The 15,167-nt window shown below is 69.9% G+C and carries 17 protein-coding genes; 5 read left to right on the plus strand and 12 right to left on the minus strand.

Annotation, left to right across the window (positions count from 1 at the left end; translation table 11 throughout):
* The 9 genes from G3I42_RS11410 to G3I42_RS11450 form a co-directional block, all read right to left on the minus strand.
* Window positions 1-733 (minus strand): IS630 family transposase (locus G3I42_RS11410; protein ID WP_164285043.1); only part of this gene is annotated, 733 nt, incomplete at its 3' end.
* Window positions 734-875: 142 nt separating this feature from the next.
* Window positions 876-2,648 (minus strand): mobilization protein, encoded by a 1,773-nt coding sequence (locus tag G3I42_RS11415; protein ID WP_164285045.1) that lies wholly within the window; start codon window positions 2,646-2,648, stop codon window positions 876-878.
* Window positions 2,648-3,061 carry a plasmid mobilization relaxosome protein MobC gene (mobC, locus tag G3I42_RS37515; RefSeq protein ID WP_343244519.1) on the minus strand — a complete coding sequence of 138 codons (414 nt, stop codon included), beginning with the start codon at window positions 3,059-3,061 and terminating at the stop codon, window positions 2,648-2,650. The genes G3I42_RS11415 and mobC overlap by 1 nt, the downstream gene beginning before the upstream one ends.
* 251 nt (window positions 3,062-3,312) lie before the next feature.
* Window positions 3,313-3,537 (minus strand): hypothetical protein, encoded by a 225-nt coding sequence (locus tag G3I42_RS11425; protein WP_164285049.1) that lies wholly within the window; start codon window positions 3,535-3,537, stop codon window positions 3,313-3,315.
* Window positions 3,538-3,649: 112 nt separating this feature from the next.
* Complete coding sequence (locus G3I42_RS11430; RefSeq protein ID WP_164285051.1) at window positions 3,650-4,666, minus strand: DUF2637 domain-containing protein; 1,017 nt, start codon at window positions 4,664-4,666, stop codon at window positions 3,650-3,652.
* A complete protein-coding gene (locus G3I42_RS11435; protein WP_164285053.1) occupies window positions 4,663-5,241 on the minus strand; it encodes a WhiB family transcriptional regulator in 579 nt (192 codons plus the stop codon). The genes G3I42_RS11430 and G3I42_RS11435 overlap by 4 nt, the downstream gene beginning before the upstream one ends.
* 91 nt (window positions 5,242-5,332) lie before the next feature.
* Window positions 5,333-6,034 (minus strand): ATP-binding protein, encoded by a 702-nt coding sequence (locus tag G3I42_RS11440; RefSeq protein ID WP_164285055.1) that lies wholly within the window; start codon window positions 6,032-6,034, stop codon window positions 5,333-5,335.
* On the minus strand, window positions 6,034-7,056 hold the full coding sequence (locus G3I42_RS11445) for a hypothetical protein (RefSeq protein WP_164285057.1): 1,023 nt from the start codon (window positions 7,054-7,056) through the stop codon (window positions 6,034-6,036). Before G3I42_RS11445 ends, G3I42_RS11440 begins: the two co-directional genes overlap by 1 nt.
* Before the next feature lies 1 nt (window position 7,057).
* The gene (locus G3I42_RS11450; protein WP_164285059.1) at window positions 7,058-7,372 is read right to left on the minus strand and encodes a transcriptional regulator; all 315 of its coding nucleotides are present in this window, start codon (window positions 7,370-7,372) and stop codon (window positions 7,058-7,060) included.
* A 429-nt stretch (window positions 7,373-7,801) separates the two neighbouring features.
* Between G3I42_RS11450 and G3I42_RS11455 the strand changes: the two genes are divergently transcribed.
* Window positions 7,802-8,248 carry a helix-turn-helix domain-containing protein gene (locus G3I42_RS11455; RefSeq protein WP_164285061.1) on the plus strand — a complete coding sequence of 149 codons (447 nt, stop codon included), beginning with the start codon at window positions 7,802-7,804 and terminating at the stop codon, window positions 8,246-8,248.
* A gap of 44 nt (window positions 8,249-8,292) precedes the next feature.
* Here the strand turns inward: G3I42_RS11455 and G3I42_RS11460 are convergent, their stop codons facing one another.
* Window positions 8,293-9,123 (minus strand): helix-turn-helix transcriptional regulator, encoded by an 831-nt coding sequence (locus G3I42_RS11460; protein WP_164285063.1) that lies wholly within the window; start codon window positions 9,121-9,123, stop codon window positions 8,293-8,295.
* Between the two features lie 340 nt (window positions 9,124-9,463).
* Between G3I42_RS11460 and G3I42_RS11465 the strand changes: the two genes are divergently transcribed.
* Genes G3I42_RS11465 through G3I42_RS11475 form a run of 3 tightly spaced genes read left to right on the plus strand, consistent with a single transcriptional unit; the run spans window position 9,464 to window position 12,355 of the window.
* Window positions 9,464-10,003 carry a regulator component gene (locus G3I42_RS11465; protein WP_164285065.1) on the plus strand — a complete coding sequence of 180 codons (540 nt, stop codon included), beginning with the start codon at window positions 9,464-9,466 and terminating at the stop codon, window positions 10,001-10,003.
* A gap of 20 nt (window positions 10,004-10,023) precedes the next feature.
* The gene (locus G3I42_RS11470) at window positions 10,024-11,187 is read left to right on the plus strand and encodes an MAB_1171c family putative transporter (RefSeq protein WP_343244520.1); all 1,164 of its coding nucleotides are present in this window, start codon (window positions 10,024-10,026) and stop codon (window positions 11,185-11,187) included.
* A gap of 4 nt (window positions 11,188-11,191) precedes the next feature.
* The gene (locus tag G3I42_RS11475; protein WP_164285067.1) at window positions 11,192-12,355 is read left to right on the plus strand and encodes a cytochrome P450; all 1,164 of its coding nucleotides are present in this window, start codon (window positions 11,192-11,194) and stop codon (window positions 12,353-12,355) included.
* A gap of 262 nt (window positions 12,356-12,617) precedes the next feature.
* On the opposite strand, the gene G3I42_RS11480 is transcribed toward G3I42_RS11475, so the two are convergent.
* Together G3I42_RS11480 and G3I42_RS11485 are read right to left on the minus strand one after the other, a co-directional pair.
* Window positions 12,618-13,469: a hypothetical protein gene (locus tag G3I42_RS11480; protein WP_164285069.1), complete on the minus strand. Its 852-nt coding sequence runs from the start codon at window positions 13,467-13,469 to the stop codon at window positions 12,618-12,620.
* Between the two features lie 186 nt (window positions 13,470-13,655).
* Window positions 13,656-14,111 carry a hypothetical protein gene (locus G3I42_RS11485; RefSeq protein ID WP_164285071.1) on the minus strand — a complete coding sequence of 152 codons (456 nt, stop codon included), beginning with the start codon at window positions 14,109-14,111 and terminating at the stop codon, window positions 13,656-13,658.
* 323 nt (window positions 14,112-14,434) lie between these two features.
* Between G3I42_RS11485 and G3I42_RS11490 the strand changes: the two genes are divergently transcribed.
* Window positions 14,435-15,167 (plus strand): IS630 family transposase (locus G3I42_RS11490; protein ID WP_164285043.1); only part of this gene is annotated, 733 nt, incomplete at its 3' end.

Raw genomic sequence — 15,167 nt, forward strand, 5'->3', positions numbered from 1 at the left:
CCTTCAGGAAGCGGAGGAACTCCTGGTGGCGGTGTCGGCGGTAGTGCTGGGCGATGACCGAGCCTGAGGCGATGTCCAGGGCGGCGAAGAGGCTGGTTGTGCCGTGCCGAACGTAGTCGTGCGTCATCTTCGCCGGCGTGGTCGGCGCCATCGGCAGCACCGGTTGGGTTCGGTCCAGTGCCTGTATCTGCGACTTCTCGTCCACCGCCAGGACCAGGGCGTTCTCCGGCGGGGACAGGTAGATACCCACCACGTCGCGGACTTTGGTCACGAACTGCGGGTCGGTCGACAGCTTCCAGGTTTCCACGATGTGGGGCTTGAGACCGAACGCCCGCCAGATCCGCGAGACGGCCGACTGCGACATGCCCTCCGCCTCGGCCATCGAACGCGTCGACCAGTGCGAATCACCGGTCGGCGGCGCCTGGCCAAGCGTCCTGGCGACCAAGGCTTCGACCTGCTCGTCCGTGATCCTCCGCGGCGCCCCCGAGCGTGGCCGGTCCACCAGGCCCTCCAGCCGGTCCGCGGCGAACCGGGACCGCCACTTGCGCACCGTCTCCCGCGAGACACCCACGTCGTCCGCGACACGCGCGTTCGGCAGACCTTCCGCACACGCCAGCACGATCCTCGACCGCAGCACGAGCGCCTGCGAAGCGGTCTGCTTGCGCAACCAGCCCCGCAACACCCGGCGTTCGCGATCGGACAACTCCAGCGGCAACGGCTTCGGACCAGGCATCGCCCCACCCTATAACCGCAAGCGAACTACCGACTCAGGACACTAGAAGCGCCTCATCACCGCTTCGTCCGCGCGCTTCAGCATCGTCCTGTGAAGCGCGGGGACGTCTTTTCACGCTCTCACCCTCGACTACGGGAAGTGCTCAACGGCGCGGTGTACGTCGATCCTGGTCCGCGACAGCCGGATGCGGCAACACGACAGACGGCCCAGTCTTGGGCACACGGCTGGTGCGGCTGGTCGGGGTGTGTACCTGCGGACGCCGCAGCGGCTTGCCCGGGTGGGCGGGAAGCTGGGCGATGCGGCGCAGGCGCCAGACGATGACGTCGTTCATGTTCTCGGCAGTGTCGAGTTCCCGCATGTCGATGGCCTGTCGCAGGAGCGCTTCGGGGTCGTGGCCTGCTCGCTCAAGCTGGGCGAGGGTGGCGATCAGGGCGTCGTTCTTCCCCGTAGTGCCGCCCGCTCGCACGCTTGGCTCCGAGAGCACGGCTCGGAGAGTGGCTTCGTGCGACTTGCGTTGCGCGTCGGGGAGAGCGCGCCCCTGGTCACGCAGTGCCCGTAGGGGCATGGCGGCGGTCTGTTGATAGGCGGTCCGCAGGTGCGCGGCGGCCTGCCGGGCTGCCTCGGCCTGCTGGGCGTGACCGCGGGCGGAGTGCCAGCGGGCGGCGGCCACGGTGACCAGGACCAGGGTGGAAAGGAGCATGGCGGTGGCGCCGCCGTCCTCGCCTCGGCCAAGGGCGTTGCCGGCCTGGACGATGCCCCGGGCGGCGGAGCGGACGGCACGTGTGTCGGCCTGTTCGGCGCGGACGTGGCTGCGAGTGGCGCGTTCGAAGGAGCGGGCGGCGGCGCGCAGCTCGGCGCGGGTTACGCCGGGGGAGGTCTGCGCGAGAGCGTCGAGCAGCTCGCCCGCTCCGACGAGTTGGGCGGCGGCCTCGTCGTTCGTGGGGTTGAGCAGGGCGAGGGTGTGCTCGGCGACCGTGGTGGCGGCTCGTCGTGCACGCGCGGGTCGCGACCAGTCCGGGTGGCCCGCGCCGTGAGAGGAAGCCGTGGTCGTTTCCTGCCCGGGTTCGGCGGTGGTGAGGCGGTGGCGGATTTTGGGGAGGGAGAGGTCGGGGGCGAGTTTCGAGCCGGGATACCAGATCGGCTGACCGTCGCGGTTACGGTCGCCGGGGAGGGCGACGTTGTAGCCGAGGGCGTCGCCGGAGGGGGCGAGGCGGACCTCGACGCGCAGGCCCGCGTCGCGAAGGCGGGTGAAGAACTCGTTCTCGGTTGCCGCCCCGGCGAGAGCTTGTCGGACGGCTTCGCGCAGGGTTTCGCGAGGGGGTTCCGGGCGGCCGGTGCGTTCGGTCTTGAAGCGCTCGGCGCTGGTGGGTGCCTTGGCGGCGGTGCCGTCGCCTGGGTGAAGCTGGCGCAGGCCCATCTCCTTCTCGATGCGGCGGCATTCGGCCTGCGCCTTCTTGAAGTCGTAGTTCATCCGCGGGCGGCGCAGGTCGCCCCGGACCATGGTGGCCAGGATGTGGATGTGGTCGTCCGCGTGCCGTACGGCGACCCAGCGGCACCCGTCCGGATCGCCCTCCGGGGCGAGGTTCACGGCATGGAGGAGGCGGCGGGCGACGGTGTGCCACTCGCCGTCGCTCAGCGTCCGGTCGCCGGGGTCGGTGCGGACCGAGCAGTGCCAGACGTGCTGGATCGGGGCGCTGGTGCCGGCCTGCTTGACACGTAGGTCGAGGACGGCGGCGAGGCGGGCGAGGGCGGCCTTCGGGTCGGGGTCGGGGCTGGTGTCGCGTCCGGGGTCGGGGGCGAAGCCGTCCCAGCTCCCGACGAGGTGGGGGTCGGTGTGCTCGTCGCGTTTGCCAGGCCCGTAGAGGTAGACGAGCAGGCCGTACGTGCGGGAGCCCCGCCGGATCTTCGGCACCATCACAGCCTCCGCTTCACCAGCGCGTCCGCCGATTCGTCGAGGCGGGCGACCGCCTTCACGAGTACGGCGAGAGCGTGGTCGAGGGCTCCCTCGCGGGGTTCGCCTCCGGCGTTGTAGGTGCGGGCGATCTGGTTGAGATTGTTGCCGATGCGGGCCAGGGCGGTGCGCAGGGCGGCCAGTTCGTCGATGCCCGCGTCTAGCTGCTCGTTGCTGTGCGTCGGGGTGGAACCGCGGGCGGAGGTGAGCGCGGTGGTGGCGAGGAACCGGGCGACGGTGATGCCGCGCGCGCGGGCGGCGGCGGCGATCTCGGCGTGCTCGTCGTCGGACAGGCGCGTCGTCGTCTTGCGGGTGCGCTCGGTGGGGTTGCGGCTGCGACGGCGCGGCATGCGGTCGGGGAACGGCAGGGTGGGCACGCTCGGCGCGACGCTGTCGGGGCCGGGTTGCGCTTCTCCTCCTGCGAGCGGCGCCCCCTGGTGCCGCTCGCCGCCCGGTTGGTTCCCGTGCGCCCTCGCGCGGGGACCAACCGGGCTGCCCCCGCCCTGTTGGGCGGGGGCATGTGCGTGCGTCGGGCCGTAGGACCGTCGTACGCGACAACTTGCTCCGCCAGGGGCCGTGTTGGGGTCACGCTGCGCTCCGGGCGGGGTGCTCGCCGGGTCGGTCCCGGTCACCGGGGCTTCTCCGGCTTCTCCTGCCGGATCTCGCGGACGAGGTCTTCGATCCAGTCCATGGCCAGGACCGGGTGGTGCAGAGTCCAGGGGCGGCTGTCCGCCCTGCGCTGCACGGTCCAGGTGGGTCCGGGGTGGGAACGAGCGCAGTGGAGGTGGCCCTGCTGGTGCAGGACGGTCAGCCAGCTTTCGACTTCTGCCGTAGTGGCGGGGTGAGTGCGCATCAGGGGTGGTCTCCGTTCGCTTCGGAGGCGTGCTCGGCGGTGGGATGTGCGGCGAGGTGGGGGTGGGTGACCGGCCGGGCTGCCCGGCCGGTCACCCACCTGCCCGGATCGGTCAGTTCCGGGTGGAGGTGACTGGGTGACCGTGCTGCTCGCGGAGCTGGGCCATCAGGGCGGTGAGGGTGTCGCTGGAGAGCGGGATCTGCTGACCCCGGATTGCCTGGGCGACCACCTTGCGGGTCAGCTTGTCCTCGGCCCTGACCGCTGACCGGGCGATCCGGAGGAGCCGCTCGGTGTCCGGGTCGGCCCGCCGGTCACTGGCCGACCGGATGTCCCGGTTACCCGCCCCGGACACGGTGCCCGGCTCGTCGGTGACCGGCTTCGCGCCGACAGGGTCAGAAGTGACCGGGGGTATCCCTCCGCGCTGTCCGGGCAGGTCGGCGGCCGTCTCCGGCGCGCCGTGCTGACCGGTGATCTGGCTGCCGGTGACCGCCCGGCGGCTGTCCTCGGTCACCGGCCGGGACGGGCGGGCCTGTCCACCGCTCCGGGCCGAGCCGTGCTCGGTCAGGGCGGTGACCGGCTTCTCGGAGCCGACCTGACCGGTGCTTCCCTCGGGCTGCCCGGAGCGGTCAGCCCGGGTGACCGCGACGCCCTGGGGCCGGTCACTCTGACCGGCCACCTGACCTCGGTCACTGTCCGGGGCGGCGCCTCGGGCGATCAGGATGTAGAGGTGGACCGCCCCGGCGAGGGCGAGCGGGGCGATGGTGGACAGCACGGCGACCACCGTGTCCCCGAGCCGGAGCCCGCCGGTGGGCGGGCCCGCGTTGAGGCGGACGGCGTGCAGGGCGTTGGCCCAGATGCTGGCGGCGGTAGCGGTGCCGAAGAGCAGCCAGAGGTAGAAGCGAGCCACGCGAGGAGCGTCACGCAGAACGACCAGGGCGCGTATCCCGTACGCGATGAACCCGTCGATGACGAGCGGGAAGAGGTAGGTCAGCAGGCCCCGGACGTGGATGGCGACGGCCATCTGCTGGAGGGCGTCGTAGGAGAGGGCGAAGCCGGTGCCGCCGAGCGCGGCGACGACCGCGCGGTCCCAGGCGGATATGCGCGCCTTCGTGGGCGCGGTGCCGTTCACGCCGCCGTCCCGAAGTCGTCGCGGCGCGGCTCGCTTGCAGCAGCGGGGCCGGTGTCGGCAGGTGGGGCTGTGATCGTGTTGTCCTCCATGTTTCGGTTGCGCAGGGCGCGGCGGACCCCTCGGTAGAGCTTCTGGGCGTGCTCCTCGGTGACCTTCAGGAGCCACGCGAGGCGTTGCTCGCTCACGCCGTGGCGGTAGGCGGCGAAGACGACGGCGCGGCGCTCGGCCTTGGTGAGGTGGACGTCGCGTCCGGCGATGGTGTCGTTGACGCGGCTGTAGTCGAGGCGCAGCGCGAGGTTCTCGTGCAGCGGGGCACGCTCCTCCTCGGTGAGCCCGCCCCGTACGCCCCAGGTGTCGCGGGTCTCCAGGGCGGCGTCCAGGCAAGTGCGGCGCACCGGGCACTGGGCGCAGAGCGCCTTCGCGGTGGCGATCTTGTCGGTCTCGTCAGGCTCGGGGAAGAACGTCTCGGGGTCCACCGGGTTGTACTCGGTGGACTGGCAGACGGCGTCGTCCTGCCAGCGCTGGTCGCCGAGCGCGCGGTGCCGACGGGCAGGAGTGTGTGCGGTGGTGGTCATGCGGGGGTGCTCCGATCGTCCTCCGCGCGCGTGCGGGCGTCGGCGGGGGATGCACTGGGCCGGTGAAGGAAGGGGCGCGGGTCGGCCGTGATCAGGCCGCGCGGCGCTGTCGTCTGCGGTCGACCGGCTCGAACTCGACGCGCTCGGTCATCTGCGAGAGCCGGGAGGCGACGCGGTCCCCGAGGTGGGCGCGCAGGTCGCCGATGCGCAGGTTGGTGGTGACCAGGGTCGGCAGCTCGTGGTTGTAGCGGCGGTTGATGAGCCGGTACGTCTGCTCTTCGACGAACTCCGTGCTGCGGGCGGCGCCGAGGTCGTCGAGGATCAGCAGCGGGACGCGGCTGTAGGAGGCGAGGACGCGCTCGCTGTCAGTGTCGGAGCCGGGGCGCAGCTCGGCGTAGAGGTCGGCGGCGGTGGTCGCGCGCCAGCGCACGCCGATCCCTTCCTGCACGAGGCGGCGGATCGCGCCGTACGCCTGCCAGGTCTTGCCCGCGCCGACGACCCCGGCCATCAGCAGGCTCGGCCCCGTGGCGACCTGCCGCCTGGCCCCGATCCCGGGGGCGACGGCCGCCTCGGCCACCTCCCGGACCCAGGCCAGGGCCTTCGGGTGGTCGGCGACCGCGCCCTGGTAGCGGGAGGGGATTCGGGTCAGGAGGGCGTCGAGCGGGGCGGGTTCGGGCTCCTCGACGGAGGTCACGGCGGCGGGGTCGATGTTGCGGGCGGCCAGGATGCGGGCCATCCGCTCCAGGGTGCCGTCGCTGCCCAGGGTCTGCGGTTCGCGGCTTCGGGTGCGCATCACAGCTCCTCGGCGTAGGCGGTGGCGGCGTCGGCGGGGTTGGTCCAGGCCCGGTGGGCGGGCACGTTAGGCCGCGATCCCGGCCGGGCCAAACCGTCGGGGCGAGCGTTCATCGCCTCGTTGACCATGCTCGTCAGCACGCTCGGGTGCTTCGGGTTGCTCGCGAAGTTCGCGAGTCCGGCGCGGATGTGCTCCGGCGCGATGCCCTCGCCGAGCAGGCCCTTGACGATCCGCCCGAGGTGCCCGAACACCCCGTTCGGCGGTCGCTCCGCGCAGGCGGCGGCGTACTCGGCGAGGAGCTGCTGGGTGGAGATCGGGGCAGGTGCGGGCGCTGTGCGCCCCGTAGGGGAAGGAGATCCAGGATCCAAGATCCTAGATCCAGGCGCCGAAGGCTCCCCGAGGCTTCGGGGAGCCTTCGGGGAAGCCTCGCCGAAGAGCTGCTGACCTGCGATTTCCTCGTCTCGTGCGGTTGAGGCGTCGAGGTCCGTGCCGGGGAGGGGCTGTGGGGCGGCCGAGGGCCGGTGGGCGGCGTCGGGTGTGATCGCGCAAGGGCGCGGGGGCAGATCGAGGGGGCGGCGAAGGCTCGCCGAGTCCTCGTCGAGGGTTCCCCGAGACTTCGGAGAGGGCTCGGCGGGCTTGGTGCAGGGGCCCTTGCAGGTTCCGCACCTGTCGGCGGCGTGGTGCTCGGGGCAGGAAGGAAGGCGGGACTGGCTGGGCTTGTCGATCTTCTGATGTGCCGCCCACGTCACGATGTGGAGGTATCGGCGGCCGTCGCAGCCGGTGTAGCGGCAGAGGAGCCCGGCGGTGGCGAGCTGGTGAAGGTCGTCCTCGACGTGGACCGAGGTGTGCTCGGCCCGCAGGGGCCAGAGCAGGCCCGCGATGATCGCGGCGTTGTCTCGGTGGCGACCGTGGTCGTCGGCCTGGGTGAGGAGCCCGTAGAAGGTGCGCTCGGCTTCGACGCTCACCTCGGCGAGCGATTCGGAGACGAACGCCTCCGGCTTGATGGTGCGAATCCTCGGCAAGTCAGCACCCCCGTCCGGCGACCGCGCTGAGGGTGGCGGTGGCGAGGTCGAGGGTGTGCGCGACGGTCCAGTCGGCCTCGGGCCAAGCCCGCATGATCCAGCGGGCGGCGATGCGGGCCGTCGTGCGGCGCACGTTCAACGTCGTGTCGGTCTCGTCCTTGACGATCGTGTGCGGGTGGGGCCAAGTCCGGGCCGGGTCGTTGAGGCTGACGCGGATCGTGGCGGCGCCCGGGATCATGTCGGCGAGCAGCACGGCGAGGCGCTGCTGGCGGTCGGTGTCCGGGCATGCCGGGGTTCCGCTCGGCGTGGCGAGCATGCGATACTCCGATGCTTGTAGGAGCGCGGACCGGCGGTTCTCGTGCAAAAGCCCCGCCGCCCGCGAGCTTGATTCGGCCCCTTCTTCGGGTGCCGGCCCCGGCGCTTGGGAGTTGGTAGCTCCCGGGCGCCGGTCACATTTCTTCTGCGGGCACGTGGCCCGTGTATGCGCGTCCCCCTCCTCCCCGCTGCCCTCTCGGCTGGTGATCCGTTTCGGCGGGGACCTGAACCATAGGACTCCCCCTCGGCACAAGTCCACCCCCTTCGCACCTCACTTGACCTGGCATGGAACATCACGATGGACAGAACGACACCAGGAAACACACCACAGTGGTGAGCTGTGGCAGCAACTAGGATGGCGAGATCGACTTCCCCTAAGGCGTGATCACCATTGGAATGGATAGGCTGGGGTCGTGACGAAGGGCTGGCGATGACCGAGACGAACAAGCCGAGCTTCGCGGAGCGACTCGACTACCTGTTCCGCGAGGTGCACCCCAAGGGGCGCGGCCCCTTCACCTACGCCGAGGTGTCCCAGGGCATCCGCGACACCTTCAACTTCGCCATCTCCGCGAGTGCCATCCAGCAACTTCGAACCGGGACGAATACCAATCCGAAGATGGAGACGATCCGCGCGCTGGCCAACTTTTTCAACGTGAGGCCCGGGTACTTCTTCGACGAGGAGGAGGCGGAGCGGCAGCGCGCCGAGATCCAGGTCCTGGCCGCCATGCGCGACCGCGACGTACGGGCCGTCGCCTTGCGCGCGAACGGGCTGAGCACGTCGAGCCTGCAGATGCTTTCCACCGTGATCGAACAGGCCCGCAAGCTGGAAGGGATGCCGGAGGACGACGAGACCTCCAGGCTCATCGACGAGGGTTGAGCCGGTCCGGGGCCGCTAAAGATCGACCACCCCTCGCCTTCGGCTCAGGCGTCTTCGCCTTCACGCATGAGCACGGTCACGCGCAGCAGATCGGTGTGCATGGGTCGCATGCTGATGATGCGGACGGCGACTTCGCGACCCTGGTGGTACGGCAGACGGAGCCGCGCCACCCTGCCGTCCGTGTGCTCGACCACCTCGCCTTGGTCCCAGATGGCCCGGACGAAGGGCGACCCCGCACGCACCTCCTGTTCCAGTCGCGCCAGGCTCTCGTTATGCGGATACCGGGCCCGCTCGTAGCGGATCTGCCCGAGATAGAGATGTGCCCAGGTTGTTTCCCAGTCCACGAGTTGCTCGCGCGCCTCGGGTTCCAGAAGCGCCCACCTCATCTGGTTCCCTTGATATGCCGCCCAGGGAAACCATTGCAGCAGCGGCTCGTTCGCCCCGACGATGTTCCACGCGAGGTCAGTCGCGTAGGCGGGATTCGCCTGCTGGTCAAGGAACCGCTGGAGCAGCGCACCGTCCGCTTCGGTCGCCGCAGGCGCCTCCGGGGCGCCGGGAAGTGCCGGCGGGTGACCCACCGTCTTCATGTACAGCGCCTGGCGTTCGGGGCGGCTCAGCCGTAGAGCGGACGCCAGTCGATCGAGAACTTCCGCACTGTAACCGGCCTTCTTGCCACGTTCGAGGGCGCCGTACCAGCGCTCACTCACGTCAATCAGACGCGCCACGTCGCGCTGCGTCAGCCCTGTTGCCCGGCGGCCTTGCGCTCGCAGCCCCGGAAAGTCACGAGGGCTCAAGCGCTTTCGCCATGATCGCAACAGCTCCGGAAGTGATCGGTCGAGGGCCCCCTCCTCGCCGTGTTCGCGCCGCGCGTCCATAGCGCGAGATTAAGCCGGTCGACGAAGTGAACTGCGTCACAACACACCCGTCACGGGTGAACACAACGCCCGAAACGTCACCGAGGGTAGTGGGACATAACGGGTAGTCGCGCGTTCAAGCACCGTGCCCGCTTGCCAAAAGGGGGCGAGAAGCGACCACTTACGACTACCTTCCCGACCGCCCGTCGCGCGTCTCGCCCTGTCGGCGCGTCCGCGACTCACGTTTGGTAACCGGAATTACAAATTCCGGAACTGCGAGTTCCGTCCTCCTCTTGGCATTCTCGCGCTCTACCACTCGTCACCCGCAGGCGCTGCCCGCCGACGCGAGAGGGAAATACTCATGACCATGCCAACCGCTGAGATGCGTCTGCGTGCTGCCTGTGAGATACAGGTGGACCGGTTGGGCCTGCCTCATCGTTTCAGCACTCGTGAGCTGTGCGAGGCCATTGCTGTCCGTCGGGGCAAGCCCATCAAGCTGCGCCCTCTTCCCGAGGTCATGGCTGCCGACGTGCCCTGCGGTATCCGGATCGAACTCCCGGACGTGGACCTCCTCCTCTTCGAGAAGGGCACCTCGGTCCATCACCGCCGACACATCCTCACCCACGAGCTGTGCCACGTGTATTGCGACCACCCTGGAAGCCTGTCGCTCGATGCCCGCCAAGCCCGCGCCATCGAAATCAGCAGCACCTTGGTGACGCGCATGTCGGGCAGGACGAGCTACACGACAGCCGACGAACGCGAGGCCGAGACCATGGCCACCATCATCCGCCAGCGTATGTACCGGCACCGCGAAATACCCTCCCGGCACCCGGCGAGCGGCGCGGACAGTTGGGACGCGCTCTTCGCTCGTCCGCTCAAGAAGGGCCGGTCCCGCGCGTGATGGACGCTCTCTTCCTCGGCATGGGCTTCCTTCTCATCACGGGGGCCGCCTACTGGTCCGTCGGCCGAGGAACCCCTCGGCCGACCGGAACATGGGCCATGAGCGCGCTCTTGGCGGCCTTCGCCCTGGCCTTCTTCTCCTACGCTCCGTCGGTCCAACACACTGTCGAGTCAGCGGTACCGCACGTGGCCCGGCTGCTGAGCAACACGGCCTCCGTGAGCGCGGCCACCGCCGTGCTCGCCGTCATCTTCCAGCTCGACCTGGACGCGGTCGAGGCCAGAGGCAGAATTCGCCGTCGCCTGGTACTACTCGCTGCCTCGGTCGCGGCGATGACCGCACTCTTCGCGGTCGAGGAGGCACTGCATCGGCCGCGCGTCCGCGCGCTCTACCTCCTCGTATTCGTTTCCCACCTCGGCTTCGCCGCCGTGGACTTCTTTCTCCAAGCGGTGCGCCAGTCACGGTCAGCCCGTCGTACGAGCGTCCGGGTCGGGCTCCGGATCGCCGCCGTCGGTTGCCTGTTCGCTCTGGTGTACGTCGTGTACAAGGTCGTGAGGCTCGTTTCCACAGCTGCTGGCGTCGGCCTCGTCCACCACACCGAATGTTCCTCGCTCGTGAGCGGCACCTGCGCCTTCAGCGTCACCGCTCCCGCGCTCGCGGTACTCCTGATCGGCTTCGGCGTCACCCTGCCCGCTATCGCGTACCCGATCACCCACGCGCGGAGACTCCGCTGGGAAAAGCGATCTTTGGCCGCACTCGAACCCCTGTGGCAGGACATGACGGCCGTGATGCCGCACATCGTCCTGGGGGACGCCGAACTCGCGGACGACGCCGAATTCGCGGACGAATCCGACTACCTTCTCCAGCGACGCGTTGTCGAGATCAGCGACGGCGTCCTGGCCCTGAAGCCCTACCGATCTCGCGCGGTGCTGGAGAGCGCAGAGCGCATCTACGCAGCCGACACGGACGAGGGCGCCGCAGCCATAGAGGCAGCAATTGTCAAGGCGGCCCTGGCCGCGTCCGAAGCCAGCCTGCCGCCGGTCGAACTGGCCCCGCCGTCGCCACGGGCCCTCGCTCAGACCGACCTGCGTGAGGAGGCGGAGTGGCTCGTCCGAGTTGCCCGCGCCTACACCCGCGAGGTCGGCCCCGTCGCCGACGACGGTGAGCCCCGACCCGTAGGAGCCTGAGTCCATGACCGAGCCCACAAGCCACGACCCGTACACCGTCTACACAGCGGCCCGCTCCGGCCGCCCCGTGGAGGTCATCTCCTCCGGGCCAACCCGGAGGAGTAGTTACCTCATCACCGGCTACGCCGAGGCCCGTGAGGCCCTCGGCGACGCCAGGCTCTCGAAAGACACGGCCGCCTTCTTCGCCGGCAAGGAATCCAGCCGGACCCTCCACCCGGCCCTGGCGCACAACATGCTGGCCAGCGACCCGCCCGAACACACCCGACTGCGCAAACTCGTGACCGGAGCGTTCACCACCGGCGCCGTCGCCGCCCTCCGCCCCGCCATCGCCCGGATCACCGACGAGCTGCTCGACGAGTGGGCCCCGGGCGAGCCCTTCGACTTCGTCGCCCGCCTCGCAGTCCCCCTACCCGTCGCCGTCATCTGCGAGCTGCTCGGTGTCCCGGACGAGGATCGGCCCAGCATCCGGCGATGGTCCGCCGAACTCTTCACGGCGGGCGCGCCCAACGCCATCGACGCGGCCTCGCACTCACTCGCGACGTACATGACCGAACTCGTCGCGTCGAAACGCGCACACCCCGGAACCACCCTCTTGGACCGCCTCATCGCCGCCCACGACGGGGACGACGCACTCACCGAGGAGGAACTCGTCTCCCTCGCGGTCCTGCTCCTCGTCGCCGGCCACGAGACGACCACCAACTTCCTCGGCAACGCCCTCTTGGCGCTCCTCCTGCACCCTGCGGCGAAGGGGAGCCTGCGCGAGCACCCCGACCAGATCCCGGCCGCGCTCGACGAGCTGCTCCGCTTCGACTCGCCGGTCAGCACCGCCACGTTCCGTTTCACCACCGAGCCCATCACCCTCGGCGGTACCGACATCCCCGCGGGCCACCCCGTCCTCGTCGCGCTCGGAGCAGCCAACCGCGACTCCGCGCGCTTCTCCGAGCCGGACCACCTCGACCTCGACCGCGACGCCACCGCCCACCTCGCCTTCGGCCACGGCATCCACCGCTGTCTCGGCGCCCCTCTGGCCAAGGCCGAGGCGGAGATCGTTCTGGGCGCTGTCCTTCGCCGTCACCCCAGCGTCCGTCTGGCCGTCGCAGCCCAGGATGTGCAGTGGCGCCGCACCCGGCTCGTTCGCGGGCTCGCCGCGCTGCCTCTGCTCGGCTAGCCGAGCGAATACCGGCGCTACAGCGGTCACGGTGCACGGGTAGCGGGCGCAGCGGAGGGCTTCGGACCGCGATGGCGGGGGGTGCTGCGCCAACGCCTCGTACGGAAACCGGCCCGGCGTTCGGTGCCGGTGCGCAGAACGGTCCGCGGCAAGAACGCCCGACGTGAGGAGTGCCGGGAGTGACCTGGTTTCCCCTCTCGGTGCTGCCCTTCTTCGCGAGCCACGAGACGAACACCATCCACCTCGGCAACGTCCACACGGACTAACCGACGCTGTCGGGGCGGATGCCGGCGCTAGGCCGGGCTTCGCTCGAAGAGACTGTGATGAGGACGAGGCCGGAGAGGCCGGTCACCGCCCGGATCGAGTCCGCGAAGACCTCGGTCGTCCAGGCGGCCACGTCGGTGGTCCACTCCCGTACCCCGCACCGGAAAGCGAGTGCCAGGCGCAAATGCTCGGCCTGCACCAGCCCCGCGAGCGGCCGGGCGAGCCCAGGCGTCGTGGCGGCGGTGGGCGGCTTGAGGGGCGTCACGTGCATGTTGCCGCACGTGCGGGCGAGTGCTGCTTCCCGGATCTCTTCTGTCCGCTGGGCGAGTTGGGCGGAGGGAAGTGCTGACACCGTGACCGTCAGGGTGGTGGCGTCGGCGGGATTGGCAAGGGCGTACCACGCGGAGTTCTCGGCGAGGGCGACACGTGCGTCTCCCGCGCGGTGCAGCGGTGCGAGGGTGTGCGTGCCGGTGAGGCGCACGGTGCCCACGCGGCGGAGCGCGTCCGTGAGAACGGTGACGATCGGCAGGACCGGCAGGCGAGGTGCCCGTCGCGCCCGCCCCGGGACATCGACGGGCCGGGGAAGCGATGACTGGAGCCAGGCGAGCTGACGGACGGCGCCGTCCTGGGTCCAGTCGCCGTCGGCGTCGTTGTGGTCCCAGAGGTTCTCGGCCTGCTCGCCGGGCAGCGCCGTGGAACTCCACCCGTAGGCGGATGCACGCTGCACGGCGAGACTGAAGACGTCTTCATCGAGGTCGAATTCGGCGTTGACCTGCTCGATCCAGGGATGCTTGTCGAGCACCCCGTGTACTCCGACGATGAAGGTGGCGTCCAGACCGGTGTCGCTCATGGTCCCTACTCCAGAAAGCAGATGAAAGGCGCGGGGCGGCAGGGCCCCGCATCCGCAGGCGCGGCCAACGGCCCCCAAGAGAGCAGGGGGGCTGGCTCCCTCAGTTTCACAGGTGAGCCTGCGGTGCACGACACTCCTGTCCGACTCCGGCCTTCCCCCCCGTACGTTGTTCGTCTCCTCAGGGCGTCAAACGCCGCACCGGACCGTGACGGTCTTGGTGGACACCTTCTCCGGCGTGTCAGCGACTCCGATCAGATCGACGTCGATCAGGGTGCGCCACTGCCGCGTGTTCCGGTTCGCGCACTTCTTGCGTGCGACGACTCGGCGGGCACTGCCGCCGTTGCCGGACTTGAGATTCTTCGAGTTCTTCGCCACGGAGTGCCACTTGCTGCCCTTCTTCGTGGCCTTTACCTGAAGCCAGATGGTGACCTTGGCCTTGGTGCCGGGGCCGGCGACGTGCGTCCACCACGCGTGGGCGGATGCCGTGCGTGGAGGGGTGCTTGAAATGTGCACGCGGTCGCCGTTGGTGACGAACGTGCCGGGCCCCTTCGCGGAGTGCGGCGAGGCCGACGAAGGCGAGACGGAAAGGCCGAGCAGGGCGGCGGCCAGGGCCGCCGAGGTCAGCGGAGTGCGCAGGTGCATGGAGTACGTCCCCAGGTCGGATGCGGAGCCGTGCGCACGCGCTCTGCCCACGCGATGTCGCGGAGATCTCCCCGGCGGGAATCGCGCTACCGTACGCACGGATCGGACACTAGATGATGTATTCCCGTAATTGGGCTATTTCGTATGACGTTGTGATGCCTTACGGCAACGTGCAGGGGGTCCGGGTTCCGACGTGCTCGAATGCCCGCCGTGCCGTCGCCCGTGGTTCTGTTGTCGCGACGACTCGGCGGGCTGCTCATTTCACCTGCTTGGGCAGCTAGTGTCCTGAGTCGGTAGTTCGCTTGCGGTTATAGGGTGGGGCGATGCCTGGTCCGAAGCCGTTGCCGCTGGAGTTGTCCGATCGCGAACGCCGGGTGTTGCGGGGCTGGTTGCGCAAGCAGACCGCTTCGCAGGCGCTCGTGCTGCGGTCGAGGATCGTGCTGGCGTGTGCGGAAGGTCTGCCGAACGCGCGTGTCGCGGACGACGTGGGTGTCTCGCGGGAGACGGTGCGCAAGTGGCGGTCCCGGTTCGCCGCGGACCGGCTGGAGGGCCTGGTGGACCGGCCACGCTCGGGGGCGCCGCGGAGGATCACGGACGAGCAGGTCGAAGCCTTGGTCGCCAGGACGCTTGGCCAGGCGCCGCCGACCGGTGATTCGCACTGGTCGACGCGTTCGATGGCCGAGGCGGAGGGCATGTCGCAGTCGGCCGTCTCGCGGATCTGGCGGGCGTTCGGTCTCAAGCCCCACATCGTGGAAACCTGGAAGCTGTCGACCGACCCGCAGTTCGTGACCAAAGTCCGCGACGTGGTGGGTATCTACCTGTCCCCGCCGGAGAACGCCCTGGTCCTGGCGGTGGACGAGAAGTCGCAGATACAGGCACTGGACCGAACCCAACCGGTGCTGCCGATGGCGCCGACCACGCCGGCGAAGATGACGCACGACTACGTTCGGCACGGCACAACCAGCCTCTTCGCCGCCCTGGACATCGCCTCAGGCTCGGTCATCGCCCAGCACTACCGCCGACACCGCCACCAGGAGTTCCTCCGCTTCCTGAAGG

Origin of the sequence: Streptomyces sp. SID11385 (assembly GCF_010548245.1) — a bacterium.
Classification (GTDB): Bacteria; Actinomycetota; Actinomycetes; order Streptomycetales; family Streptomycetaceae; genus Streptomyces.

Coding starts and splice junctions, on each gene's coding strand:
- G3I42_RS11465 (WP_164285065.1), top strand. CDS start 9,464: ATGACCATGCCAACCGCTGAGATGCGTCTGCGTGCTGCCTGTGAGATA.
- G3I42_RS11470 (WP_343244520.1), top strand. CDS start 10,024: ATGGGCTTCCTTCTCATCACGGGGGCCGCCTACTGGTCCGTCGGCCGA.
- G3I42_RS11455 (WP_164285061.1), top strand. CDS start 7,802: ATGACCGAGACGAACAAGCCGAGCTTCGCGGAGCGACTCGACTACCTG.
- G3I42_RS11460 (WP_164285063.1), bottom strand. CDS start 9,123: ATGGACGCGCGGCGCGAACACGGCGAGGAGGGGGCCCTCGACCGATCA.
- G3I42_RS11415 (WP_164285045.1), bottom strand. CDS start 2,648: ATGGTGCCGAAGATCCGGCGGGGCTCCCGCACGTACGGCCTGCTCGTC.
- G3I42_RS11435 (WP_164285053.1), bottom strand. CDS start 5,241: ATGACCACCACCGCACACACTCCTGCCCGTCGGCACCGCGCGCTCGGC.
- G3I42_RS11475 (WP_164285067.1), top strand. CDS start 11,192: ATGACCGAGCCCACAAGCCACGACCCGTACACCGTCTACACAGCGGCC.
- G3I42_RS11450 (WP_164285059.1), bottom strand. CDS start 7,372: ATGCTCGCCACGCCGAGCGGAACCCCGGCATGCCCGGACACCGACCGC.
- G3I42_RS11480 (WP_164285069.1), bottom strand. CDS start 13,469: ATGAGCGACACCGGTCTGGACGCCACCTTCATCGTCGGAGTACACGGG.
- G3I42_RS11485 (WP_164285071.1), bottom strand. CDS start 14,111: ATGCACCTGCGCACTCCGCTGACCTCGGCGGCCCTGGCCGCCGCCCTG.
- G3I42_RS11425 (WP_164285049.1), bottom strand. CDS start 3,537: ATGCGCACTCACCCCGCCACTACGGCAGAAGTCGAAAGCTGGCTGACC.
- G3I42_RS11440 (WP_164285055.1), bottom strand. CDS start 6,034: ATGCGCACCCGAAGCCGCGAACCGCAGACCCTGGGCAGCGACGGCACC.